Below are 23,684 nucleotides of genomic sequence, written 5' to 3' on the forward strand. Positions count from 1 at the left end.
CTCCCCATGCCACGAAGTAAAGACCTGCAAGACTGGGTTAAACCGGCCCGGTCGCCAATGCAAATTGAGCGTATCGAAGCCTTTTTCGGTGGCCACGGCTATGAGCTCCATCGCCACGATACCTACGCCATTGGCCGCACCTTGTCCGGTGTGCAAAGTTTCAACTATCGTGGCGGCAGGCGTCATAGCTTGCCCGGCGGCACCCTGGTATTGCATCCGGATGAGCTTCATGACGGGGAGGCGGGTACGCGAGAGGGGTTTCAATACCGCATGGTTTATATCGAGCCGGCATTAATCCAAAAGATACTTGGCGGCAAGCCACTGCCCTTTATTGCGGGCGGTCTTTCTGATGACCCAAGACTCTTTGCTGCGGCTCAACCCTTGCTCAGGGCCATGGAGGACCCGTTTGAAACGCTTGAGGAAGAGGATGCGCTTTATGACCTCGCGCAAACCCTGGCCATTGTCGGGGGACAGCGTTATCAGCGGCGGGCATTCGACTATCAGGCGGCTGAAAAGGCAAGGGAATATATCCATTCCTGTTTCGATAAAAATATTACCCTGGATGAGCTTTCTTCGATCAGCGGCAGAGATCGCTGGAGCCTGAGCCGGGATTTTCGGGTGCTGTTTGGCACCAGCCCCTACCGCTACGTCACTATGCGCCGTCTTGAACATTGCAGACGGCGGATGTTGGCGGGCCATAATCTGGCAGATATCTCAATCGATGCGGGATTTGCGGATCAAAGCCACATGACGCGCCAATTTGTCAGCAATTTTGGCGTTTCTCCTGGCCGCTGGCTGAAGTTTATCAACGGAGGGTGAGCCAGAGGTTGCACAATCATTCAAGATCGCCGCCCGCCGGGTCCACTATGCTGGGTTCCTGTTAACCAAGGAGCCTGAAAATGTATCAACCTATTAATTTCGCTCATAAACTCTCTCTGTTTACTGAACAATGGCAGCCGAAAGTGATTGCCGAGATGAATGACTACCAGTTTAAAGTGGTCAGAATTCACGGTGACTTCGTCTGGCATACGCACGCCGAAACCGATGAAACCCTTATCGTGTTGGACGGTGTTTTGCGCATTGATTTTCGCGATGGTCATGTGCTGGTCAATGCAGGCGAGATGTATGTGGTCCCGCGCGGCATCGAACACAAAACTTCTGCCGAGATCGAAACCCAACTGATGCTTATCGAACCTCGCGGCGTGTTGAACACCGGTGACGAAGGGGGAGAACGTACTGCGGTAAACGATGTCTGGATTTGAAAAATCCCGCCCGGCAAGCCGGTAGCGGGGAGAATAAAAGGCCGCCAAAACAGGCGGCCTGTGAAGGTCAGTCCAGCTTCAGCCGGGCGGTGATTTCAGCAATTTCATTGCGCCATTGCTGTTGCAACGCCGGTTTCTGGTGCCTGGTTTTACGCGCCAAATCCTCCTGCAGTTTAGCCTCGAGTTCGAACAAGCAGGCCAGCAGCCGCTCTTCGTCATGGTGTAACCCCTCGCTGTCGCCGGAGGCGGTTTGCCTGGCCGCTTGTGGCTCGGCACCGCGCTCTTCCGCCAGCCGGGCATAGACCGGTTCCAGATCCTGCCACTCTTCCAGCTGTTGATGGTCAATCAGCCAGAAGCGGTTACAGCTGTTTTCTATCAACATCCGGTCGTGAGTGACCAGCATCACTGCGCCTGCAAACTCGCGCAGGGTTTCCGCCAGCTCCTCTTTGCCTTCCATGTCCAGATGGTTGGTCGGCTCGTCGAGCAGCAACAGCGAATGGTTGGCCAGCGTCAGGCCGACAAACAGCAGGCGCGAACGCTCGCCGCCGCTCAGGGTGCTGATCCGCTGCTGATGGCGCAGGTAAGGGAAACCGGCGCCAATCAGCGCCATTTTGCGCTGATCTTCGGTCAGCGGAGCGAAGTGCGTCAACGCCTCGCTCAGCGTATCGCCATCCTGCAACTGCTGGAGGCTCTGATCGTAATACCCGATACGTACCCTGGGGTGGAATACCGCTTCACCGGAAACGGCGCTTTGGTATTCGCGCCACAGATGCTGCAACAGCGAGGATTTGCCGCAGCCGTTACGGCCAACGATGGCGATGCGATCGCCGCTTTTCACCCGCAGGTGCGCCAGGCGAAACAGCACCGGCGCATTGGCTGCCGGGCGTACATCCAGCTGCGGCAGAGCCAACAGGCGATCGGCGTCCAGGGCTTCACCCCGCAGCCGGAGCCGCCACTGGGTAGCGGCCGTCAGCTGAGTTTGATCTTCTTTCAGACGATCGACCCGTTTTTCCATCTGTTTGGCCTTGCGGGCCAGATCCTCGTTGTCGTACACCCGTCCCCAGACCGCCAGCCGCTGGGCGCTTTTTTCCACCCGTTCGATCTCCTTTTGCTCCGCCTGACGGCGATGCGTATCCGCCGCGTCCTTCTCCACCAGCGCCTGGCGCGCCGCAGAGCAGGGCAAGCGGAAAAACTGCAGGGTTTTGTCGCGCAGGATCCAGGTGCAGTTGGTCACCTTATCCAGCAGGTAACGGTCGTGGGAAACCAGCACGAAGCTGCCTGACCAGCTTTGCAGGAACCGTTCGAGCCACAACAGCGTCGGCAGATCCAGATGGTTGCTGGGTTCATCCAGCAACAGCAGGTCCGGCCGGCGTATCAGCGCGCGCGCCAGCAGCAGGCGGGTATGCTGGCCACCGCTCAGGGTACCGGCGGTCAATGTCCAGGATGACGCGCCAAACCCCAGGCTGGTCAGCAGGACTTCGCCTTGCCAGCTTTCGCTGACGCGCTGGTTTTCCGGCAGACGCGCCAGTACCGCCTCCAGCAGGGTGCAGTCGTGCAGTTCGGGGGGAAGGTGCTGTTCCACTCGCGCCATCAGGCACTGATGAGAGAGGGTTACGCTGCCACTGCCGGCAGACAGATCACCGCTGAGGATTTTAAGCAGGGTGCTTTTGCCGCAGCCGTTGTGGCCGATTAAACCGATGCGATCGCCTTTTTTCAGGCTGAAGGAAACCTCGGCCAGCAGCGGGCCGAACGCGTTGTCGTAACCGACGGATTGTGCAGATAATAATGTGCTCATTGCTTACTCAAGAGTTACAGGCATGCAAATGCCTATCGTCAAACATCGCTGACGACAACCCGGTAAGCCGGAGGGAAGGGACTCGGATTTTAGTAAGCTTCGCTCAAGCCTGGGTTATCGCAGCACGATACCGGTAATGCTTGAGCAGCGGCAATTACTATAGAAGTGTGAGTAAAAAAACAATTCACACATCGGCATAGTAATCCTCCTTTTATAATGTTGGTTAATAGATGGGCTGAGTATAGGGTTATTCTTCAGGATACGCCACTGCCCAATAACTCGGGTTATCAGTAAGCTAAGGACCAAAAGCGGCCAGGTTTCCGGTCGTGCTGTTCGCGGCGATGCAGCAGCAGGAATAATCGTGCTGAATGGGAATAATACTGATATTTAAGCTGAGATTAAGCAGCTATCATAATCCCAGTTTATGCTTAACCAAACGGGCCGGTAAATAATCAATACCGGCCCGTTTGTTTCGTCTGTCTATCATGCCAATGCCGAGCACTGAATTTATGTTAAAACCCCGTCAGATTATTCTTTTCCTGTTCCTGCTGTTTGGGTTGCAGTTGGTGCCGCTGACCAGCGTCGCCGCTGAGGATGACCCTGTTGACATCAGCGCGCCGGATGCCGCCACCGCGCTGAAAAACTACCAAAAGCAGCTGGACAGCATTAAACAGCAGGTCTCCAAGGCCAGCTCAGATACCCAACTCAGTAAGCTGAGGCAGACCACCGACGAGCTGGCCGCGGGGCTGGAAAAGCTGGCAACCGATCTGCAACCGGCACAGGAAAAGTTGCAGGGGCAGTTGGACGTCCTGGGCCCGCAACCCGCCGCCGGTTCGATGCCTGAAACCGCCGCCGTGGTACAACAGCGCAACGCGTTGAACAACAGCAAGAAACAGCTGGATGACGCGCTAAAACGTGCGCAAGAGATGAGAGCTGCCATGCTCGATCTGGGGCAGCAAATCAGCGATATGCGCCGCGTGGCGTTCAAAACCCAGCTGGCGCTAAATACCGGCAGCGTGTTGGGGGTCAAGTTCTGGTCGCCGGTCGTGCAACCTACGGCCGACGACGCACAGCGTCTGGATCAGTTCAATGTCGCCATGCAAGAGGTCTGGGACGCCAGTTGGCAGGAGGAGTGGCGCTACGGCACTCTTGGCTTGCTGCTATTGGCGGTCGTTATCTGGTCATGGGGCCGCTATTTCTCCGAGCGTTTCCTGGCCTGGGTGAGCATTCGTTATCTGCCGGACGGGCGTTTGCGCCGCAGCTTTATGGCGATGGTGACCGTCAGCGTCACGGTCATCACTACCGGCATCGCACTGAATCTGTTGTATCTCACTTTTACCCGCGTGCAGCCGCTACCCGCCATGCTGGAGGATTTTGCCGAGGGGTTTAATCGGCTGGGGATCTTCTGCGCGCTGATCGCCGGACTGGGCCGCGCGACGCTTTCGCTTAACCGCCCGTCATGGCGTTTGGCCTCGCTGGACGACGCCGTCGCTTCCGGTCTGCGTTTCTTCTCGCCGTTGCTGGCTGGGTTGGCGCTGGCGTTTGGCACCGTCGAGCTGATCAATAACGTGGTGAGCGCCAGCCTGGCCACGACCATTTTCGGCAATGGTCTGGTGGCCGGGTTGATCGGCATGGTGCTGCTGGCGATGCCGCTGCGCTCCCAACGCATCCGCCGCAAGCTGGAGCAGCAGGGCGAACACGTCGAGAAGCGCTCCACCATCAGCGGGTTGCTGCACATGGGGACGCTGGTAGGCTCGCTGGTCATCCTGTTCTCGCTGCTGATTGGCTATATCGCCTTCGCCCGTTTCCTGACCTATCAGGTGATCTGGATCGCTCTGGTGCTGATGGCGTTCTATTTCCTGCTGCTGTTTGCCGTCGATCTGTGCGGCGCGATTTTCTCGCCGCAAACCGCCAGCGGTAAAATGCTCAAGAAGTCCTTTAACTTCAAGGACCGTCATTTGGAGCAGATGGCGATAATCTTCACCGCCATCGCCAAATGTTCTTTGCTGTTACTGATGATTGTCGCGTTGTTTAACGGCACGTTCGGCACTACCACCCCTAACTCGCTGTTGGACAAGATTATCGCCATTCTGAGTGGCGAAGGGTTGAAGAGCCTGAACATCGTGCCCGGCAACCTGATCAACGCGGTGATATGCCTGGCCATCGGCATCTATATCATGCGGGTGACCCAGCGTTGGCTGAGTCAGGAACTGTTGCCGAAAACCATTTCAGATATCGGCATTCGCGCCTCGTTGGTCACGCTGTTCAGTAACGTGGGCTATGTGCTGTTGATCTTGATCACCCTGGCGGCGCTGGGCATCCAGTGGAGTAACCTGGCGTGGATTGTCAGTGCGTTGTCGGTCGGTATCGGTTTTGGCTTGCAAGAGATTGTGAAGAACTTTATTTCCGGCATGATCCTGCTGACGGAGCGGCCGGTGAAAGTCGGCGATATGATCGGTATCGGCGGCGTAGAGGGGGATGTGCGCCGGATTAATATCCGTGCCACCGAAATCCAACTCAGCGACCGTTCGACGATGATCGTGCCCAACTCGCAGCTGATCTCGCAAAACGTGCGTAACGCCACCATGGGCAACGCCCAGGGCGTGGTGACCATAGCGTTGACCTTCCCGACGGATATCGATCCTGAGCAGGTGCGCAATATCCTGCTCAGTGCCTATCAGGAGTATGAAGCCATTCAGGAAACGCCGGCGCCTTATGTTCGCTTCAGCCAGCTCGGCCCGGAAGGCATCATCCTCAGCGTGACCGGTTACGTTGCCAGCCCGCGTATGGTCGGCGCTACCAAAAGCGAATTGCTGTTTAATATTCTTAAACTGCTGCGCGCGCAGCGGGTCAGTATGTCCAGCCCGCAGGAAGTGGTATTTATGAAACAGCAGGCGAAGAATCTGATCAACGAAGAGGAGCAGTCTTCTTAACCTTTGCCGGAGGGCGGCGGGCCGGTGAGTTTCTCGGTGGCCCGCCAGTCTGCCGCTTAGTGCATCGCCGGCACTACCGATTGCGAACAGTCGCTGTTGGCGCTGGCGGATGAGTTGTTGCAGGTCTGCGGATCATTATGTACCGGCGGTGGCGGCACGTCCTGTGGACCGCCTCTGCCAATACAACCGGAAAGGACAAAAATCAACATCGCAGGGATTATCGCTTTCATTTCACTCTCCTCAAGCAATCTCACTGCCGTTCACTACTGCGGATACCGTTGTTGAGCGTCGTGTCCGGCTTCAGACCTTGGCGCCGGTCATTATGTAGAGCAGCATGCAAACGATCAGTAATGATATAACGATAGCCCAGATTAATCGGTTCATCTGCGGTCCCTGGTTATTCTGTGAACTCAGGGCCTACCATAGCGCTGCCGATGGCGCAGGGATATCAAAGATTGCCGTTTTTTTGTTCGCCATAGATTCACTCTATATCCTCCCGGCCGAAACCAATTTCACTTTGCCCGGCGAGCGGGCCTATGCTGCAGCGGCATGTGGCAAACTCTCTCAGGAGGAATAATGGAAAAGCATGAGCTGGCGGCATCGGTGTTGGCGGCATTCGGCGGGGCGGACAATCTCATTAAACTGCGTTACTGCGCCAGCCGCATCAGGGCGGAACTGCGCGATGCAGGCCGCTTGGATCGGCCGGGGATTGAGGCGCTGGATGGGGTTAAGGCGTTGCTGGAGGTAGAAACGCCGCGCCGAACCCCGGAGTTTCAATTGGTGGTGGGGCCAGGCAATGCCCGGCCCCTGTATCTGGCGTTGATCGCAGTGACCGGCGAGAAATAACTACAGCAGCAAAGGGCGGATCTGCTCCAGATGCTGATGCATTAACGCCTGCATCTGCACCACATGGGGCGCATCCGCCTTTTCGCGCATCAGGTAAATGCCGACCGTGCAACGCAGGCTTTCCTGCGTCGTTTTCAGCGGCACAATGCCGTAGTCGGCGAAATAACCCGCCATGCAGGTGGGATAAGCCAACATCACCGCGTCAGAATCGTTGACCATGTCCACCGCCGACATCATCGAGTTGGTCGAGCAAATTACCCGTTCCGCCAGGTGCAGCCGGTTACGTGCCAGCCTCTTCGGTTGCATGTCTTCCACCATATGCTGATAGCGGCTTTCGTCCGGCGTCAGTTCCACGCACGGGTAATCCAACAATTCGTCAGGCCCAATCTGCCGGCCCGCCAGCGGATGCCCGCTGCGTACGAACATGCTGTCGGTGGTGCCGAACAGCGGCAAAAAGCTGATGCCGGCCTTGGGGTTCAACCCCTGAATTTCATGACCGATAAACATATCGATATCCCCGCCCAACAGCAGATCCATCAGGCGCAGGTGGTTACCCAGATCGATATGAATATTCACCGTGGGGTGCAGGCTGCGGTAGGCATTAAAACTGTCGCGCACGAACATATACCACCAGGCGTGGCCGGTACCCATGCGCAGGCTCTGTTCCTGACGCGCCTTGATAAACGCCAGTTTGATCAGCGTGTTGTCATAAATGCGCTGCATCATTTGCGCCTGTTCCAGCAGCAGATCGCCGTATTCGGTGGTTTTAACTCCGGTGGAGGTGCGCTCCAGCAGTTGCACTCCCAGATTCTCTTCCAGTTTCTTCATGTTGTGGGTCAGCGTCGGTTGGCTCAGGCACAGTTTGTTTGCTGCATGACTCACATTTTTGAACATCGCAACTTCGATAAACTGCCGCAGAATTTTGTCCACGATCATGTTTTCCGCTAGTGGTATAGAAAGTTTCTATATCGTAGCGGCGAAAAACGATTTCCGCCAATGACCCGCCTTCGATAGTTTGCTCCTATGCCGGTATTCCCAGCCGCCACCAGAGAGGACGCAATGAGAAGATTGATACCGAGTATGGTCGCTACCGCACTGGCTTTGATGGCCGGCCAGGCGCTGGCCGATACCTTGCGGATGGAGTGCGCCCCCAGCAAAGAAGGGCGTCTGTTCTGCAATGAGATTAAGCAGCGCTTCGAGGCTCAGACCGGCCATACCCTGGAGTTTATCGATCTTCCCCGCGCCTCCGACGAAAAACTGTCGCTGTTTCAGCAATTGTTTGCCGCCAAAGACTCCAGCGCCATTGATTTGTTTCAGGCCGATACCGTGTGGATCGGCGTGTTGAACAAACACCTGTTGGATCTGACCGACAGCGTGGACGATATCCGGCAGGATTTTTTCCCCGCCGCCTGGCAGAACAACGTGGTCAATGGCCGGGTCAAGGCGGTTCCGGCTTATCTGGACACCGGGGCGCTCTATTACCGCAAAGATCTGTTGGAAAAGTACGGCGAACAACCGCCGGTCACCTGGGACGATTTGACGCGCATCGCTACCCGCATCCAGCAGGGAGAGCGCCAGGCGGGCCATAAAAACTTCTGGGGGCTGGTGTTCCAGGGCAAATCCTACGAAGGGCTGACCTGCAACGCGCTGGAATGGGTAGCCTCGCAGAACGGCGGGGGATTTATCGACGCCAACGGCAACATCACCATCGACAACCTGCAGGCGGCAAAGGCATTGGACAGGGCCGCCGGCTGGATCGGCACTATCTCGCCGAAGGGCGTGCTGGGCTACATGGAGGAAGAATCCCGCGCGGTATTCCAGAACGGCGACGCGCTGTTCATGCGCAACTGGCCCTACGCCTACGTGCTGGCGCAGGACGGCAGCAGCGTAATCAAAGGCAAGGTCGGCGTGCTGCCGCTGCCAAAGGGCGCGGACGGCAACTCGGTCAGCGCGTTGGGCGGTTGGCAGTGGGCGATCAGCGCCTATACCAAAAACCCCAAGGCGGCGATAGCGCTGCTGAAAATCGTCAGCGATGCCGAGTCGCAGAAAAAGGCGCTGGCGCTGATGGGATGGGCGCCGTCGCGCACCGCGTTGTATGACGATCCCGGTGTATTGGCGCAGGCACCGTATCTGGCTGACTTCAAAGGGATTTTCTCGCAGGCGATGCCACGCCCGGCGACGCAAACCAAAAGGCAGTATGCGCAAGTCTCTAAAGCCATCTACAACGCCACCTTCAATGTGTTGCGCGGTGACAGTGACGGTGTCACGGCGGTGGCGGATTTACAGCAGCGGCTGGAGCGGATTAAAGCCAGAGGATGGCGTTGAAGGCAGTGCAATTCCCCCCATTAACGGCCCGGAGTCTGATGCATGAAACGCGATACGTACAGGTTACCCCTGACCGCCACACCCGCTCCGGCGGCAGTGCAGCCGGCCAGGCGCAGCAAGCTTAATCATCGGCAGCGCCGCAGCCGCATCGCCTGGCTGTTGGTGGCACCGGCAATGTTACTGCTGGCGGCGGTTGCCGGCTGGCCGTTGCTGCGCACCCTGTTTTACAGCTTTACCGACGCGATGCTGGATGCGCCGGACGAATACCGCTTTGTCGGCTTCGCCAACTATCTGGATCTGACCGGGGGCGAACACTCGTACGGCGTACTGGCGGACCCGCAGTGGTGGCAGGCGGTGGGCAATACGCTGCGTTTCAGCCTGCTGTCGGTATCGCTGGAACTGGTGTTCGGCATGCTGCTGGCGCTGCTGATGAACCAGAAATTTCGCGGTCAGGGGCTGGTGCGCACCGCCATCTTGGTTCCCTGGGCGATTCCTACCATTGTCTCCGCCAAGATGTGGGGCTGGATGTTCCACGATCAGTACGGCGTGGTGAACGATCTGCTGCTCAGGTCGGGGATTATCGCCGCGCCGCTGGCCTGGGTCGCGGAGCCGGGGCTGTCGATGTGGGCAGTGGTGATTGCGGACGTCTGGAAAACCACGCCGTTTATGGCGCTGATGCTGCTGGCCGCGTTGCAGCTTATCCCCGGCGATCTGTACGAAGCCGCGCGGGTGGATGGGGCTAACGCCTGGCAGCGGTTCCGGCGCATCACTTTGCCTTTGATCATGCCGGCGATGATCGTTGCGCTGATTTTCCGGGTGATGGATGCGCTGCGGGTATTCGACCTGATCTATGTGCTGACCTCCAACAGCGAAGCCACCATCTCGGTGTCCGGCTATGCCCGCGACCGCATGGTCAGCTATCAGGAAATGGGTTCCGGCTCGGCCGCTTCGGTACTGGTGTTCATGATGGTGGCCGGCATCGCCGCCTGCTTCCTCACGTTGGGCCGCCTGAATGACAAGGAGAAACGCGCATGAAACTGAATCGCCGACAACAAAAGTACGGCCATAAGGCGCTGATTTTCGCCGGCGCCGCGCTGGCCAGCGTCATCTGCCTGTTTCCCTTTTACTACGCGCTGATCACCTCGCTGCGTTCGGGAAGCAGCCTGTTCCAGGTCGCTTACCTGCCGGGTGCGCCGCACTGGGGCAATTATCTGACGGCGTTGATGGATAACGGTATCGCCCGCAGCTTGTTGAACTCGATAGTCGTGGCAACGCTGACGGTAGGTATTTGCCTGCTGGTGTCGATTACCGCCGCCTTCGCTTTGGCGCGAATCAGTTTTCGCGGCCGCAAATATCTGCTGTTCACCATTTTGTGCGTCTCGATGTTCCCCCAGGTAGCGGTGCTGTCCGGCATGTTCGAACTGGTGCGCTTTATGGGGCTGTACGATTCGCTGGGCGCTTTGGTGCTGTCTTACACCACCTTTTCGCTGCCGTTTACCGTCTGGGTGCTGACCACCTTTATGAAGTCGATTCCTGCGGAGCTGGAAGAGGCGGCGATCGTCGACGGCGCCAACACCTGGACCATCATTACCCGCATCTTCGCGCCCATCATGGGGCCGTCGTTGGTGACCACCGGGCTGTTGGCGTTTATCGGCGCCTGGAATGAATTCATGTTCGCCCTGACGTTTGTCATCTCCAGCGGCAAGCGCACCGTGCCGGTGGCGATCGGCATGCTGCAGGGCGCCTCTCAGTTCGAACTCCCCTGGGGCACCATCATGGCGGCCTCGGTCATCGTCACACTGCCGATCATTATGCTGGTTCTGATCTTCCAGCGTCGCATCGTCAGCGGATTAACCAACGGCGCAGTAAAAGGCTGATTTTCGATTAACCCTGAAGCAGGAGAAATGCAATGGCTACAAAAATCGTTTTAGTGGGCGCAGGCAGCGCGCAATTCGGCTACGGCACCCTGGGCGACATCTTCCAGAGCAAGACGCTGTACGGCAGTGAAATTGTGCTGCATGACATCAACCCGACCGCGCTGGCAGTGACCGAGAAAACCGCCCGTGATTTCCTGGCTGCGGAAGATCTGCCGTTTACCGTCAGCGCCACGACCGATCGCAAAACCGCGCTGAGCGGAGCGGAGTTCGTGATTATCTCCATTGAAGTGGGCGACCGCTTTGCGCTGTGGGATCTCGACTGGCAGATCCCGCAGCAGTACGGCATTCAGCAGGTGTATGGTGAAAACGGCGGCCCCGGCGGACTGTTCCACTCGCTGCGCATCATTCCGCCGATCCTCGACATCTGCGCCGACGTGGCGGACATTTGCCCGAACGCCTGGGTATTCAACTATTCAAATCCGATGAGCCGCATTTGCACCACCGTACACCGCCGCTTCCCGCAGCTCAATTTTGTCGGCATGTGCCATGAAATCGCCTCACTTGAGCGCTATCTGCCGGAAATGCTCGGCACCTCCTTCGACAACCTCACTCTGCGCGCCGGCGGGTTGAACCACTTCAGCGTGTTGCTGGAGGCCAGCTATAAAGACAGCGGCAAAGACGCTTACGCCGACGTACGCGCCAAGGCACCGGACTATTTCTCCCGCCTGCCGGGCTACAGCGACATTCTGGCTTACACCCGCAATCACGGCAAACTGGTGGAGACCGAAGGCAGCACCGAACGCGATGCACTGGGCGGCAAAGACAGCGCCTATCCGTGGGCGGACCGCACGCTGTTCAAAGAGATCCTGGAGAAGTTTCACCATTTGCCGATCACCGGCGACAGCCACTTTGGCGAGTATATCCGCTGGGCCAGCGAAGTCAGCGATCACCGCGGCATTCTCGATTTCTACACCTTCTACCGCAACTATCTGGGGCAGGTACAGCCGAAAATCGAACTGAAACTGAAAGAACGCGTGGTGCCGATCATGGAAGGGATCCTCACCGACTCCGGTTATGAAGAGTCTGCGGTCAACATTCCGAACCAGGGGTTTATCAAGCAACTGCCGGCGTTTATTGCCGTCGAAGTCCCGGCGATTATCGACCGCAAGGGCGTGCACGGCATCAAGGTCGACATGCCTGCGGGCATCGGTGGCTTGCTGAGCAACCAGATTGCGATTCACGATCTGACCGCCGACGCCGTGATTGAAGGTTCGCGCGACCTGGTTATCCAGGCGCTGCTGGTGGATTCGGTCAACGATAAATGCCGCGCGATACCGGAGCTGGTGGACGTGATGATTTCACGCCAGGGGCCGTGGCTCGATTACCTGAAATAAGCCGGATGGCGGGGCGCGTGCTTGCGCCCCGTTGAATGCAACTACCTTGGGTTCGGGAGGAATATGGCGCAATTAACGCTGGAAAAACTGCAAAAACGCTATGGCGCTAACGCAGAGGTGATCAAGTCGCTGGATCTGCAGATCAACAGCGGGGAATTCGTGGTGATCGTCGGGCCCTCCGGCTGCGGAAAGTCGACGTTGCTGCGCATGATTGCCGGGCTGGAGGAGATCAGCAGCGGCGGTATGTACATCGATGGCAACTACGTCAATGACGATACGCCGGCCGAGCGCGGTATCGGCATGGTGTTCCAATCCTACGCGCTCTATCCGCACATGAGCGTATACAAAAACATGGCGTTTGCGCTGGAACTGGCCGGTCATTCGGCGGCGGAGATCGACAGCCGGGTGCGCGAAAGCGCCCGCATTTTGCAGCTTGAACCCTTGCTGGAGCGGCGTCCGAAGGATTTGTCCGGCGGGCAACGCCAGCGGGTGGCGATTGGCCGCGCCATCGTGCGCGAGCCGAAGCTGTTTTTGTTCGATGAGCCCTTGTCCAACCTCGATGCGTCGCTGCGCGTACAAATGCGCATGGAGGTGGCCTCGCTGCATAAACGGCTGGGTTCGACCATCATTTACGTGACCCACGATCAGGTCGAAGCCATGACGCTGGCCGACCGCATCGTGGTGCTCAACAAAGGGCATATCGAGCAGGTGGGGACGCCGCTGGAGCTTTACGACCAGCCGGCCAACGAATTTGTCGCCCAGTTTATCGGCTCGCCGAAGATGAACCTGATCCCGGCCATTCTGCGGCGCGCCGGCGAGCGGCAAAGCGTGGTGGAGCTGGACAACGGCAAGGCGCTGGTGCTGCCTATCGCCACGCCGGTGACGGCGGAAGGCCAGAGCGTCAACGTCGGCATTCGTCCGGAGCATATTCGCGGCGGTGAACAGGCGCAGTGCGAGTTTCAGGGCGAGGTGATGTTCGTCGAGCACATGGGCAACGAAACCTACCTTTATCTGGATAACGGCAACGCGGCGGAACCCTGGGTGCTGCGCAACCCCGAACGCTCGACCATTCAGGCCGGAGAAACCGTAGGCGTGCGCCTGCCGGTAGAGTGTTGTTATCTGTTTGACCGCCAGGGTCGAGCGTTCCCACGCATTCTGGCGTCCGAACAGGCACATTAACCGATGATAAGGAACCATGACATGAGCGGTGGGCAAACGGCGCGATGGTGGAAAGAGGCGGTGGTTTATCAAATCTACCCGCGCAGCTTTATGGATTCCAACGGTGACGGCATTGGCGATTTGAACGGCATTACCGCACGACTGGACTATTTGCAGTGGCTGGGCGTAGACGCGATCTGGATCTGCCCGATGTACCGCTCGCCGAATGACGACAATGGCTACGATATCAGCGACTATCAGGCGATTATGGCCGAGTTTGGCACCATGGCGGACTTTGATCGCCTGCTGTCGGAGGTACATGCGCGCGGCATGCGGCTGATTCTCGATCTGGTGGTGAACCACACGTCGGACGAACATCCGTGGTTTATTGAATCCTGTTCATCCAAATCCAGCGCCAGGCGCGACTGGTATATCTGGCGCGACGGCAAAAACGGGGCAGAACCCAATAACTGGGAGAGCATTTTCAACGGTTCGGCCTGGAAGTACCACCCCGACAGCGAACAATACTTCCTGCATCTGTTCTCTGAACGCCAGCCGGATCTGAACTGGGAAAACCCGCAGGTACGCGCTGCACTGTATGACATGATGCGTTGGTGGCTGGACAAGGGCATCGACGGTTTCCGCATCGACGCCATCTGCCATATGAAAAAACAGCCGGGGCTGACCGACATGCCGAACCCGCAAGGGTTGCGGTACGTACCGTCGTTTGAGCGCCACCTCAACTACGATGGCCTGCTGGATTACGTCGATGAGATGTGCGAACAGGTGTTTAACCGCTACGACATCATGACGGTGGGGGAAATGAACGGCGCTTCGGCGGAACAGGGCGAGGATTGGGTGGGGGAACGGCATGGCAGGTTGAACATGATTTTCCAGTTCGAACACGTCAAGCTGTGGGAGAACGCCAATCAGCAGTCGCCGGATGCCGGGTTGGATTTGATCGGCCTGAAAAGCATTTTCACCCGCTGGCAGACACTGCTGGAGGGCAAGGGCTGGAACGCGCTGTACGTCGAGAACCACGATATTCCGCGCGTGGTATCGAAATGGGGGGACGACGGGCGCTACCGACGCGAAAGCGCCACGGCCATTGCCGCGCTGTATTTTCTGATGCAGGGAACGCCGTTTATTTATCAGGGGCAGGAGCTGGGCATGACCAACACCCATTTCGCCGGGCTGGATGACTTTAACGACGTTGCCACCAAAAACCGTGCAGCCGAGCTGCGCCGGCAAGGAATGGATGAGGATCGGATCCTGGCGACGCTGCGCCGCAGTTCGCGTGATAACTCGCGCACGCCGATGCCGTGGAACGACGGGCCTAACGGCGGCTTTAGCGCCGCAACGCCGTGGTTTGCGCTTAACGCCAACTACCGCGATATCAACGTGGCGCGCCAGAGTGGGGAGCCGGACTCGGTGCTGAATTTCTACCGTGCGCTGATCCGGTTACGCAAACAGACTCCGGCGCTGCTGTATGGACGTTACCAATTATTGCTGGCCGAACATCGGCATATTTACGCCTATACCCGCACTCTGGACGAGCGGCAACTGCTGGTGCTGTGTAACCTGAGCGGCGAACCGCAGCAGGTTGATCCCCAACATCTGGCGCTGAACACATGGCAACTGCGGTTGGGCAATTACCCGCAGAGCGAAGAGCCGCAGAGGCTGCGCCCTTATGAGGCGCGAATTTATCAGGCATAGGGGCTTAACCCGCTTTGCGGCCGGGGTCTCTTGGTAAAAGGGGAGCCTCACCGGCCGCATTTTCATCGCACGGAACAATCCCGGTATTTAACTAACCATAACCGGTTTTGTTATTTCGCTTTGCCATAACCTGTTGCTAGCTTTTGTTCGTTCCATCAGGGGATGAATAACAGGGTAATAACAGAAATGACAAAAAAACTTATTAAAATCACAGCGCTGGCACTGTCAGTTTTCGCTGCTCAGGGCACCCAGGCAGCACTTTCGCTGCAGGGGAAAACCATTGGCGTAGCGGTGGTCGGCACGCAACATTTTTGGGATCGCGAAGCATTCAAAGGCGCCAGCGACGAAGTAGAACATTTGGGGGGCAAAGTGGTGGCGGTCGACGGTGGCCGCGATAACCAGGTGCACGCCGACAATCACGATATCCTGCTGGCACGCAAGGTGGATGCGGTGATCAGCATTTTGGGCGACAGCGCCGTCGAGCCCAAATTCAAAGCGTTGCGCGCCGCCGGGATCCCGGTATTCACCGTCGATCACGTATCGCCGTATTCCATCAACAACACAACCTCGGACAACTACAGCATCGGCAGCACCATCGGTCGTTATACCGCCGAGGCGCTGGGTGGCAAAGGCAATGTGGCGGTGTTCAACGCCTTCTCCAACTCACTGCGTATCTGCGGCATTCGCTACGATCTGTGGAAGTACGTGTTGAAAGATTACCCGGACATCAAAATCATTCAACCGGAACTGGCCGAGCAATACGCCAACTCGCCGGAAGATGCGCGCAAGAAAACCCTCGAACTGCTAAGCCAGCACCCGAAAGGCACGCTGGATGCGATTCACGTCGCGTGCTGGGATCAGCCGGCGATCGGCATCGTGCAGGCGCTGGAAGAGAGTGGCCGCGCCGGTGACGTTAAGGTCACGGCGATCGATGCCGGGCCGGAAACCCTGGAAATCATGGCGGAGAAGGATAGCCCGTTGGTCGCCAACGTGGCGCAACAGCCGCGGTTAATCGGCACCACTTCAGCGGATAACGTAGCGCGCCATTTCGCCGGCGAAAAGTTGCAACCGCAAACCTTTGTGCCGGTATTGCCGGTGAAAGGGCCGGAAGAGGCCAGGGCGGTGTACAAACAGCTTGGCTACGGCGAGCTGAAATAACGCCATGAGCCAGCAGGAAACACAGGCCACTCCCGCCGTGGGCGGCCTGGAAATGATTGGCATCGAGAAACGTTTTCCCGGCACCCAGGCGCTGAGCGGTGCCTCACTGCGGGTGCTGCCGGGCGAGGTCCACGGTCTGATTGGCGAAAATGGCGCCGGCAAATCCACCTTGATCAAGATCCTCGCAGGGGTTTATGCGCAAGACGGCGGGGAGATCCGCATTGGCGGCCGACGGCTGGCTTCCGTCACCCCGGCGGCGATACGGGCGGCCGGCGTGCGGTTTATCCATCAGGAACTGCATTTGATCCCGCACTTCACCGTGGCGGAGTCCGTGTATGTCGGCCAGGAGCGGCGCAGCCGTTGGCTGGGGTTGGACAAGCGCGGCATGCGCCATGATGCAGAACGGTTCCTGTTACAGGTGCTGGACACCCGCCTGGACGGTAACCGACTGATCCGCGATCTCAGCATTGCCGAACGCAAGCTGGTGCAGATAGCCCGGGCGTTAATCGACGGGCAGGCGCGACTGGTGGTGTTTGACGAGCCTACTGCGCCGCTGGAAGCCAGAGAGTCGCAATTGCTGTTTAACGCCATTGCCCGCCTGAAGCAGCGCGGTATCGCCATTATTTATGTCTCTCATTATCTCGCTGAAATTGCCCAAATTTGTGACCGCGTCACGGTATTTCGCAATGGGCGTAACGTCGGCACCCTGCAGCAACTGGGTGATGGGGATATCGCGCGCATGATCCCGATGATGGTCGGCCGCGAAATCACCCGCCTGTTTGCTCCGCGCCCGGCTCAGCGTGTGGTGACTGAGCCCTGGCTTAGCGCCGAATGCCTGTCGGACGGCGCACAGCTGCACGGTGTCAGTTTGCAACTGGCGCCGGGGGAGATCGTCGGCATCTCCGGGCTGCTTGGCTCCGGACGCGAAGCCTTGATCGACACGCTGTACGGATTACGCCCGCTGAAGCAGGGGCAACTGCGCATAGCCGGTAAGCCGGTGCGCATTGCTTCCCCGGCGCAGGCCATTACAGCCGGGATGGCGCTGGTGCCCCGTGACCGGCGGCACACCGGTTTGGTGTTGCCCATGCCGGTGGCGGACAACATTAACCTGGCGTCGCTCGGGGCGCTGGCGCGCGCGGGTTGGGAGCTGCGCAAAAAGGCTCGGTTGCGCGCCAAAACGCTGGCGGAGCAGTTGGATATCCGCCCGCGCAATCTGCAATTGCCGGTGCGTTTATTGAGTGGCGGCAATCAGCAAAAGGCGATTCTGGCGCGCTGGCTGGCGACTAATCCGCAACTGTTGATCCTCGACGAACCTACCCTGGGCGTAGACATCGGCGCCAAAGCGGAGATTTACCAACTGGTGGCCGCCCAGGCGGCTGAAGGGCGCTGCGTGCTGGTGTCGTCCAGCGACGGCAGCGAACTGATTGGGCTATGCGATCGCATTCTGGTGATGTTGCGCGGCGAGATTGTCGCGAATGTCCGTACCGCCGGGCTGACGCAGGACGCGCTGCTGGCGTTGACCAGCGGCGGTTCAACGGTGTCCCCTTTATTACAGGAGCCGGTTTTATGAGCCAACTGACTGAGGGCAATGTGGCGGCACGGTCCTGCCGCCGCCGTTTTATGCCGCCCAGAGAGCAGATCGTCGATAAAATACCGCTGCTGCTGTTTGCCGCGCTGCTGGTGTTTTTCTGCTTGCAGGCGCCTTACTTCACCAGTTGGCAGAATCTGAGCACTATCCTCAAGCAAAGCGTGCCCTTGGCGATACTGTGTTTTGGCCTGACCTGCGTGATTACCGGCGGTGGCGATGACGTGGTTTCCGGCGGTATCGATATTTCCCTGCCGGCGATCGCCGTGTTGGCGGCGGCCATAATCAGCAACGGCCTGACCCACAGCGGTGACGGTTATCTGTGGCTGGCGGCACTGGCGTTTGGCGCGGCGCTGCTGGCGGGGGGCGTCAATGCTTTGCTGGTGGTGGCTGTCGGGCTGCCGCCGTTGCTGGCAACGCTGGCCAGTTCGGTGGCGGTGGTGGGCATCGCCAACCTGATCACCCAACAGCGACGCATCAGCGTCAACGACGCGGCCATTGTCGCGCTGCGCGACGAGACCTGGCTGGGGTTACCGCTGATGGTGTGGTTAATGCTCGTCGCGCTTTCGCTTTTTGGCTGGGTATTGCATCGCACCCGTTGGGGCATGCAGTTGCAGGCGGCGGGGGGTAACCGCGAGGCGGCGGAAATCTCCGGCCTGCGCGTCAAACCGCTGGTGATTGGGTCTTATCTGCTGGCGGCTGCGGCGGCCGGTTTGGCGGCCTTTGCCCTGGTGGCTCGCGGCTCGGGCAGTTCGCCCGGCAGTGAAGAACCTCTGCTGCTGGAAATGGTGCTGGCGACTTTTATTGGCGCAGCCTTCTCGCGCCGGCGAGTCGTGACCATCTGGGGGGCGCTGCTGGGTGCCTTGCTGGTTAATGCCTTGTCGAATGGATTGGCGCTGTTGCGGGTAGACATCTTTTGGGTCGGGGCGATCAAAGGCGGGCTGATCTTGCTGGTACTGGCTGCCGCAGCCGGGCAAAACCGGGGAGGAAACCCATGACCGGGTTGAACAATCTTTTGATTCGCTACGGCTTTATGCTGATTGTCATCGTGTTTTTCCTGTTCTTCTCCTGGGGCAATAGCGTGTTTTACAGCCTGGATAATCTCAGCAACCTGTTACAGGGTAACGCAATATTGTTGATTGTCGCGCTGGCCATGACGCTGGTGGTGACCGCCGGTGGCGTTGATCTGTCGGTAGGCGTCGCGCTGGATTTTGGCGCTGCCTTTGCGCTGATCGCCCTGAAGCAATACCAGCTCAGTTGGCAAATGGCGATAGTCGTCGCGCTGGCCGGCGGCGCGCTGATCGGCGCACTCAATGCGTTGTTGATCGTTTACTGCCGGGTTAAGCCCTTTTTGGCGACGCTTGGCACCTTTTTCATCGGCAGCAGCATCGAACGCATTTATACCGACGGTGGGGGTTCGATCGCCTACCGCCGCATGGCGCAGCAATATCACGATCTGGCGGTGGGCAACCTCGGCGGCGTGCCGTTACCGATAGTTATCGCGGCCGTACTGTTGCTGGGTTATTTTCTGTTTTTCGAGCGCACCATCTTCGGCAAGCGGATTCATGCCATCGGGCTGAATCCCCAGGCGGCCCGCGCGGTGGGGATCCGTAATGGTCGTTACCTGTGCGGGTTGTTGATCGTCTCAGGCATGACCTGCGCGCTGGGAGGCGTGATCCTTTCGGCCAACCTGCGTCAGTTTACCCCACTGGCCGGGCAGGCCTATTTGCTGGACGCCATCGCGGCGGTGTTTATCGGCACCGCGTTTCATCCGCAGGGGCGCGCCAACGTGTTGGGCACGCTGGTTGGCGTGCTGTTCCTGGGCATGGTGGCGAACGGCCTGAACCTGATGGGGCTGAACTTTATGGTGAAAGACGCGCTGACCGGCGTGATCCTGGTGGTAGCGCTGGCGCTGTCCTTTATCCAGAGCCGGTTAAAACAAACGCAACAGGCGGAGGCTGGCAGTGAGTCAATATGATGCGGTATTTGTCGGTTTAACCTTGCTCGATATCGCGGGGCGGCCGGTCAGCGCTATCCCGGCAGGCGGCGGCGTGCAGTTTATCGAGCAGATCCGGCTGAACCCGGCGGGCACCGCCAGCGGCGCGGTGATGAATGCCGCCAAGCTGGGGATACGCACCGCTACGTCGGCCTGTCTCGGTGAGGATGAAAAAGCGGATTTTATCCTCAATACCTACCGTCGGCTGGGCATCGATTGCTCGCTGATCCAACGCACCGCACTGGCGGAAACATCCGCCACCATTTTGCCGATCAGGCCCAACGGCGAGCGTCCGGCGCTGCATTATCGTGGGGCTTCGGATTTCCTGTTCGTTGACGAATCGGATTTTGATGCGCTGTGCGATACCCGTTTCTTGCATCATGGCGGCACCGGGCTGCTGGCGGCGATGGATGAGGGGCAAAGCGCCAAATTGTTGCGCCATGCCAAACGGCTCGGCGTTACCACCAGTTTCGACCTGATTGCGCCTGGCCCGCACACTCTGGCGTTGTTGCTGCCGCTGTTGGCCAGCGTCGATTACTTTATGCCGTCGTTGGAGGAGGCGGCTTACCTGTCCGGTCGGCAAACGCCGCAGGAGATTGGCGCGTTTTTCCTCGATCACGGGGTGGGGAGCTGTATTTTCAAAGCCGGTGAGCGGGGGTCCTTTATCGTCACCCGTGATGCCTGCGTGCGGATCCCGGCTTATCAGGTTGAGGTCGTGGACACCACCGGCTGTGGCGACAGTTACTGCGGTGGGTTTATCGCCGGGTTAAGCCGTGGGCTGGCGGTGCCGGAAGCCTGTTTGCTGGCTACGGCGGTGGCGGGGTTGGTCGCAGGCGGGTTGGGATCGGACGCCGGGGTGATCGACTGGGAACACACCCGGCGGTTTATGCAGCAAACGCCGCGCAGCGCTTAGCGCCAGACGTACAGCAGCGGCTCGCCTTTGAGATAGCGCTGTATGTCCTGGGCGATCATCTCGGTATGTTTGACCAGCGTCTCCCGCGTGGCACCGGCGATGTGCGGCGTAATCACCACGTTGTCGAATTCGGTGATAAACGGATGCCGGCGGTAAATAGGTTCGCTGGCATACACGTCCAGCGCCGCGCCGGCCAGCCGTTTCTCCCGCAGGGCGGCAATCAGATCCTCTTCAACCACCACCGCCGCGCGTGAGGTATTGATAAACAGCGCGTGGGGTTTCATGCGGTTAAACAATTCACGGCCAATCAACCCGTCGGTTTGCGGCGTCGCCTTCAGGTGCAGGCTGATAAAATCGGCATCGCTGAACAGCTGTTCCAGCGTGGTTTTCTCAATGCCCGGTTCGTTAATTTCCACGGCGGAAACGTAAGGGTCCGCCACCAACAGCCGCATGCCGAAAGCCCGGGCAATGCGGCCGACGCGTTGGCCAATGCTGCCGTAACCGACGATGCCCAGCGTTTTGTTGCGCAGTTCGCTGCCTTTAAACACTTCATAGGGGCTCGACTTATCCACGTCCCACACCACATCGCTGCGTAGGCCCTCTTTGGTTGCGGCGTCTTGCGGTTGCTCGCGGGTGAATTCGCCGCGCTTGAGCGCGGCGTGAGCCTGGGGAATATGGCGGGCCAGATTCAGCATCAACGCCAGTGTCAGTTCCGCGGCGGCGTCCGAATTGCGGCCTGGGGTGTAGATCACCGGAATATTGCGCCGTGCGGTGGCCTGCAGGTCAATATTGACCGGATTGGCACGGGTACAGGCAATCAGTTTCAACTGCGGGCAGGCGTCGATCACCCGGGCGGTAATATCGTCGTAGCTGGTGATGATAAAGCTGGCGTCATGGGCCAGGTCAATCAGCGCGCTTTCGGTCAGCTTGCTTTCGCCGGCCGCCCAACCGCGGATGACCAATTCGCCCAATTGGCGGAAATCATCAAGCGAGCCGGCGTATTCGGCGGTAAAGAGGGTTTTCATGGTGCGGGGGTTCCTGCGTTAAGGGCATTGAGTATTTGCTCCCGGCTTTGCCACAGCGGTTCAAGCTGAAGACGTAACTGGCGGAACAGTGGATAGAGCGCCTGATAGACCTGCTGATTGGTCGGGTCGGGGATAAACAACCGGCGGCTTTCGGCCTGAACAAGCGTTTCATGTGACACCGTCACGCCAATGCTTTGCGCCGCCAAAATAGCCACGCCACGGGCGCTCAGCTCTTTCACCCGGCTGGTAATCACCCGTCGGCCGGTACAGTCGGCGATGATCTGCAACCAGATGGCCGAAGCGGCTCCGCCGCCGGCAAGATAAAGATCGCCCTGCGGCGGGTAATCGTGCAGCGAGTCTTTAATGGCGAACGCCAGCCCTTCAAACACTGCCCGCAGCAGGTGCAGATTGCCGGTATGCTGACCGATGCCGAAAAAACCTGCGCGGGCCGCCTGGCTGTAGAAAGGGGCGCGTTCACCGTTCAGATAGGGCTGATAAAGCACGCCGCCGCTACCGGCGGGAATGGCGGCGATCTGCTCGCCAATACGCTCGAGATCGCCGTCGCCACCCAGCTCACGTACCGCCCAGTCCAGATTCGGCGTGCCCGCCTGCATGGCGAAGAGGTTGATATAACGTCCTTGCTGCGCATGGGCGACAAAGCGCGTCTTCGGGCTGACCTGCGCCAGGCTGTCGCAGACAATGCCGGTGCAGCAGGTGGTGCCCAAAAGGGTGTAAACGTCGTCATGATGCACTGCGCCAATGCCCAGCGCTGCCGCTGATACATCCAGTGCACCGGCGCACACCGGAATGCCTGCCGCCAGCCCGGTGACAGCCGCCGCTTGCACCGTGATTTCTCCGGCGCGTTGGCCGGGGCGCAACAGTGGCGGGAAAAGCGGCCGAATGTCCTGTAGCCCCAGCTCCGTCAAAACCTCGTCGGAGAGCGTTTCGCTGTGCAGATCGAGCAGCGAGGTGCCGGTATCCGTCAGCTCAAGGTTTGCCGCACCGGTGAGGCGATAGCGGATCCAGTCTTTGGCGAAGAAAAAATAGCGCGTACGACTTAGCGCGTCGGGTTGATTTTCCGCCAACCATTTCAGGATCAGCGAACTGTTGCACGGCAGCAGGCGGGTCCCGGTCTGACGAAACAGCCTTTCTTCCCGTTCCGGCCGTTGCTTTAAACGTGCCACCAACGGCGCGCTGCGAGTGTCGCTCCATAAAATGGCCTTGCGAACCGGTTGCCCTGCGGCATCGACCAGCCAGGCGCCTTCGCCCTGGCCCGAGAGGCCAATGGCAAGGATGCGCCCTTGTTGCAACAACGGCGAGTCGGCCAGCGCTCGCAATGTCGTGACCACATTGCGCCACAACTGTTCCATATCCTGCTCGGCATGGCCGGGGAACGGCACTTCGGTCAGGTTGTCGGCGCTGGCGACCTGGCATTGATTAAACTGCGCGTCGAATAAAACCGACTTGATCTTCGAAGTGCCTATGTCGATGCCGAGATAATAATCCATGAGAGTGCCAATCTGCGGGGAAGGAGATTGCCAGCGTAGCAATGAAGGAAAGGATCCCATATGCCATTTCCGGGAAAGCTAATTCATTAATAAGATTATGATTATTAATACCTTATAACGGAATGGTATTGGTGGCGCGCGAAGGCTTGGTGCTAGTTTTTTATTACTTTATGGCATCAAATAACCATAAATA

Annotated in this window: 20 protein-coding genes; 15 read left to right on the forward strand and 5 right to left on the reverse strand. The window is 58.6% G+C overall.

Features of this window, described 5'->3' with window-relative positions; translation table 11 throughout:
* The first annotated feature begins 6 nt into the window (after window positions 1-6).
* Window positions 7-819: an AraC family transcriptional regulator gene (locus tag QZQ97_RS05095; protein ID WP_311992525.1), complete on the forward strand. Its 813-nt coding sequence runs from the start codon at window positions 7-9 to the stop codon at window positions 817-819.
* 80 nt (window positions 820-899) lie between these two features.
* Window positions 900-1,262 (forward strand): cupin domain-containing protein, encoded by a 363-nt coding sequence (locus QZQ97_RS05100; RefSeq protein WP_311992526.1) that lies wholly within the window; start codon window positions 900-902, stop codon window positions 1,260-1,262.
* A gap of 67 nt (window positions 1,263-1,329) precedes the next feature.
* Here the strand turns inward: QZQ97_RS05100 and QZQ97_RS05105 are convergent, their stop codons facing one another.
* Complete coding sequence (locus tag QZQ97_RS05105) at window positions 1,330-3,057, reverse strand: ABC-F family ATP-binding cassette domain-containing protein (protein ID WP_311992527.1); 1,728 nt, start codon at window positions 3,055-3,057, stop codon at window positions 1,330-1,332.
* Window positions 3,058-3,566: 509 nt separating this feature from the next.
* On the opposite strand from QZQ97_RS05105, the gene QZQ97_RS05110 reads away from it, so the two are divergent.
* Complete coding sequence (locus QZQ97_RS05110; RefSeq protein ID WP_311992528.1) at window positions 3,567-5,990, forward strand: DUF3772 domain-containing protein; 2,424 nt, start codon at window positions 3,567-3,569, stop codon at window positions 5,988-5,990.
* Between the two features lie 56 nt (window positions 5,991-6,046).
* Here the strand turns inward: QZQ97_RS05110 and QZQ97_RS05115 are convergent, their stop codons facing one another.
* A complete protein-coding gene (locus QZQ97_RS05115; RefSeq protein WP_164713317.1) occupies window positions 6,047-6,220 on the reverse strand; it encodes a hypothetical protein in 174 nt (57 codons plus the stop codon).
* 346 nt (window positions 6,221-6,566) lie between these two features.
* Between QZQ97_RS05115 and QZQ97_RS05120 the strand changes: the two genes are divergently transcribed.
* On the forward strand, window positions 6,567-6,836 hold the full coding sequence (locus tag QZQ97_RS05120) for a PTS transporter subunit EIIB (protein WP_311992529.1): 270 nt from the start codon (window positions 6,567-6,569) through the stop codon (window positions 6,834-6,836).
* Here QZQ97_RS05120 and QZQ97_RS05125 read toward each other — a convergent pair whose 3' ends face one another.
* A complete protein-coding gene (locus QZQ97_RS05125; protein ID WP_311992530.1) occupies window positions 6,837-7,772 on the reverse strand; it encodes a LysR family transcriptional regulator in 936 nt (311 codons plus the stop codon).
* A gap of 123 nt (window positions 7,773-7,895) precedes the next feature.
* Here QZQ97_RS05125 and QZQ97_RS05130 point away from each other — a divergent pair, with 123 nt between their 5' ends.
* The 11 genes from QZQ97_RS05130 to QZQ97_RS05180 all read left to right on the forward strand — a co-directional run bounded on the left by QZQ97_RS05130 (window position 7,896) and on the right by QZQ97_RS05180 (window position 20,958).
* Window positions 7,896-9,161, forward strand: coding sequence for an ABC transporter substrate-binding protein (locus tag QZQ97_RS05130; RefSeq protein ID WP_311992531.1), 1,266 nt, complete (start codon window positions 7,896-7,898; stop codon window positions 9,159-9,161).
* Between the two features lie 42 nt (window positions 9,162-9,203).
* Window positions 9,204-10,196, forward strand: coding sequence for a carbohydrate ABC transporter permease (locus QZQ97_RS05135; RefSeq protein WP_311992532.1), 993 nt, complete (start codon window positions 9,204-9,206; stop codon window positions 10,194-10,196).
* Complete coding sequence (locus QZQ97_RS05140; protein WP_311992533.1) at window positions 10,193-11,038, forward strand: carbohydrate ABC transporter permease; 846 nt, start codon at window positions 10,193-10,195, stop codon at window positions 11,036-11,038. The genes QZQ97_RS05135 and QZQ97_RS05140 overlap by 4 nt, the downstream gene beginning before the upstream one ends.
* A gap of 32 nt (window positions 11,039-11,070) precedes the next feature.
* Complete coding sequence (locus tag QZQ97_RS05145) at window positions 11,071-12,432, forward strand: family 4 glycosyl hydrolase (protein WP_311992534.1); 1,362 nt, start codon at window positions 11,071-11,073, stop codon at window positions 12,430-12,432.
* Window positions 12,433-12,495: 63 nt separating this feature from the next.
* On the forward strand, window positions 12,496-13,611 hold the full coding sequence (locus QZQ97_RS05150) for an ABC transporter ATP-binding protein (protein ID WP_311992535.1): 1,116 nt from the start codon (window positions 12,496-12,498) through the stop codon (window positions 13,609-13,611).
* 21 nt (window positions 13,612-13,632) lie between these two features.
* The gene (locus tag QZQ97_RS05155) at window positions 13,633-15,306 is read left to right on the forward strand and encodes a glycoside hydrolase family 13 protein (RefSeq protein WP_311992536.1); all 1,674 of its coding nucleotides are present in this window, start codon (window positions 13,633-13,635) and stop codon (window positions 15,304-15,306) included.
* A gap of 186 nt (window positions 15,307-15,492) precedes the next feature.
* Window positions 15,493-16,464, forward strand: a complete 972-nt coding sequence (locus QZQ97_RS05160) for a sugar ABC transporter substrate-binding protein (RefSeq protein WP_311992537.1) — start codon at window positions 15,493-15,495, stop codon at window positions 16,462-16,464.
* Window positions 16,465-16,468: 4 nt separating this feature from the next.
* Window positions 16,469-18,034 (forward strand): sugar ABC transporter ATP-binding protein, encoded by a 1,566-nt coding sequence (locus QZQ97_RS05165; RefSeq protein WP_311992538.1) that lies wholly within the window; start codon window positions 16,469-16,471, stop codon window positions 18,032-18,034.
* Window positions 18,031-19,047, forward strand: a complete 1,017-nt coding sequence (locus tag QZQ97_RS05170; protein ID WP_311992539.1) for an ABC transporter permease — start codon at window positions 18,031-18,033, stop codon at window positions 19,045-19,047. The genes QZQ97_RS05165 and QZQ97_RS05170 overlap by 4 nt, the downstream gene beginning before the upstream one ends.
* Complete coding sequence (locus tag QZQ97_RS05175; protein WP_311992540.1) at window positions 19,044-20,027, forward strand: ABC transporter permease; 984 nt, start codon at window positions 19,044-19,046, stop codon at window positions 20,025-20,027. The genes QZQ97_RS05170 and QZQ97_RS05175 overlap by 4 nt, the downstream gene beginning before the upstream one ends.
* Window positions 20,014-20,958, forward strand: a complete 945-nt coding sequence (locus QZQ97_RS05180; RefSeq protein WP_311992541.1) for a carbohydrate kinase family protein — start codon at window positions 20,014-20,016, stop codon at window positions 20,956-20,958. The genes QZQ97_RS05175 and QZQ97_RS05180 overlap by 14 nt, the downstream gene beginning before the upstream one ends.
* Here QZQ97_RS05180 and QZQ97_RS05185 read toward each other — a convergent pair.
* Window positions 20,955-21,983, reverse strand: a complete 1,029-nt coding sequence (locus tag QZQ97_RS05185) for a 2-hydroxyacid dehydrogenase (protein ID WP_311992542.1) — start codon at window positions 21,981-21,983, stop codon at window positions 20,955-20,957. The genes QZQ97_RS05180 and QZQ97_RS05185 overlap by 4 nt on opposite strands.
* Window positions 21,980-23,491 (reverse strand): FGGY-family carbohydrate kinase, encoded by a 1,512-nt coding sequence (locus tag QZQ97_RS05190; RefSeq protein WP_311992543.1) that lies wholly within the window; start codon window positions 23,489-23,491, stop codon window positions 21,980-21,982. Before QZQ97_RS05190 ends, QZQ97_RS05185 begins: the two co-directional genes overlap by 4 nt.
* Window positions 23,492-23,684 lie beyond the last annotated feature (193 nt).

The organism is Serratia sp. root2 (assembly GCF_031931805.1).
GTDB lineage: Bacteria > Pseudomonadota > Gammaproteobacteria > Enterobacterales > Enterobacteriaceae > Serratia > Serratia inhibens.

Coding starts and splice junctions, on each gene's coding strand:
- QZQ97_RS05150 (WP_311992535.1), top strand. CDS start 12,496: ATGGCGCAATTAACGCTGGAAAAACTGCAAAAACGCTATGGCGCTAAC.
- QZQ97_RS05130 (WP_311992531.1), top strand. CDS start 7,896: ATGAGAAGATTGATACCGAGTATGGTCGCTACCGCACTGGCTTTGATG.
- QZQ97_RS05115 (WP_164713317.1), bottom strand. CDS start 6,220: ATGAAAGCGATAATCCCTGCGATGTTGATTTTTGTCCTTTCCGGTTGT.
- QZQ97_RS05125 (WP_311992530.1), bottom strand. CDS start 7,772: ATGATCGTGGACAAAATTCTGCGGCAGTTTATCGAAGTTGCGATGTTC.
- QZQ97_RS05120 (WP_311992529.1), top strand. CDS start 6,567: ATGGAAAAGCATGAGCTGGCGGCATCGGTGTTGGCGGCATTCGGCGGG.
- QZQ97_RS05140 (WP_311992533.1), top strand. CDS start 10,193: ATGAAACTGAATCGCCGACAACAAAAGTACGGCCATAAGGCGCTGATT.
- QZQ97_RS05135 (WP_311992532.1), top strand. CDS start 9,204: ATGAAACGCGATACGTACAGGTTACCCCTGACCGCCACACCCGCTCCG.
- QZQ97_RS05110 (WP_311992528.1), top strand. CDS start 3,567: ATGTTAAAACCCCGTCAGATTATTCTTTTCCTGTTCCTGCTGTTTGGG.
- QZQ97_RS05100 (WP_311992526.1), top strand. CDS start 900: ATGTATCAACCTATTAATTTCGCTCATAAACTCTCTCTGTTTACTGAA.
- QZQ97_RS05190 (WP_311992543.1), bottom strand. CDS start 23,491: ATGGATTATTATCTCGGCATCGACATAGGCACTTCGAAGATCAAGTCG.
- QZQ97_RS05160 (WP_311992537.1), top strand. CDS start 15,493: ATGACAAAAAAACTTATTAAAATCACAGCGCTGGCACTGTCAGTTTTC.
- QZQ97_RS05185 (WP_311992542.1), bottom strand. CDS start 21,983: ATGAAAACCCTCTTTACCGCCGAATACGCCGGCTCGCTTGATGATTTC.
- QZQ97_RS05105 (WP_311992527.1), bottom strand. CDS start 3,057: ATGAGCACATTATTATCTGCACAATCCGTCGGTTACGACAACGCGTTC.
- QZQ97_RS05175 (WP_311992540.1), top strand. CDS start 19,044: ATGACCGGGTTGAACAATCTTTTGATTCGCTACGGCTTTATGCTGATT.
- QZQ97_RS05145 (WP_311992534.1), top strand. CDS start 11,071: ATGGCTACAAAAATCGTTTTAGTGGGCGCAGGCAGCGCGCAATTCGGC.
- QZQ97_RS05155 (WP_311992536.1), top strand. CDS start 13,633: ATGAGCGGTGGGCAAACGGCGCGATGGTGGAAAGAGGCGGTGGTTTAT.
- QZQ97_RS05165 (WP_311992538.1), top strand. CDS start 16,469: ATGAGCCAGCAGGAAACACAGGCCACTCCCGCCGTGGGCGGCCTGGAA.
- QZQ97_RS05095 (WP_311992525.1), top strand. CDS start 7: ATGCCACGAAGTAAAGACCTGCAAGACTGGGTTAAACCGGCCCGGTCG.
- QZQ97_RS05170 (WP_311992539.1), top strand. CDS start 18,031: ATGAGCCAACTGACTGAGGGCAATGTGGCGGCACGGTCCTGCCGCCGC.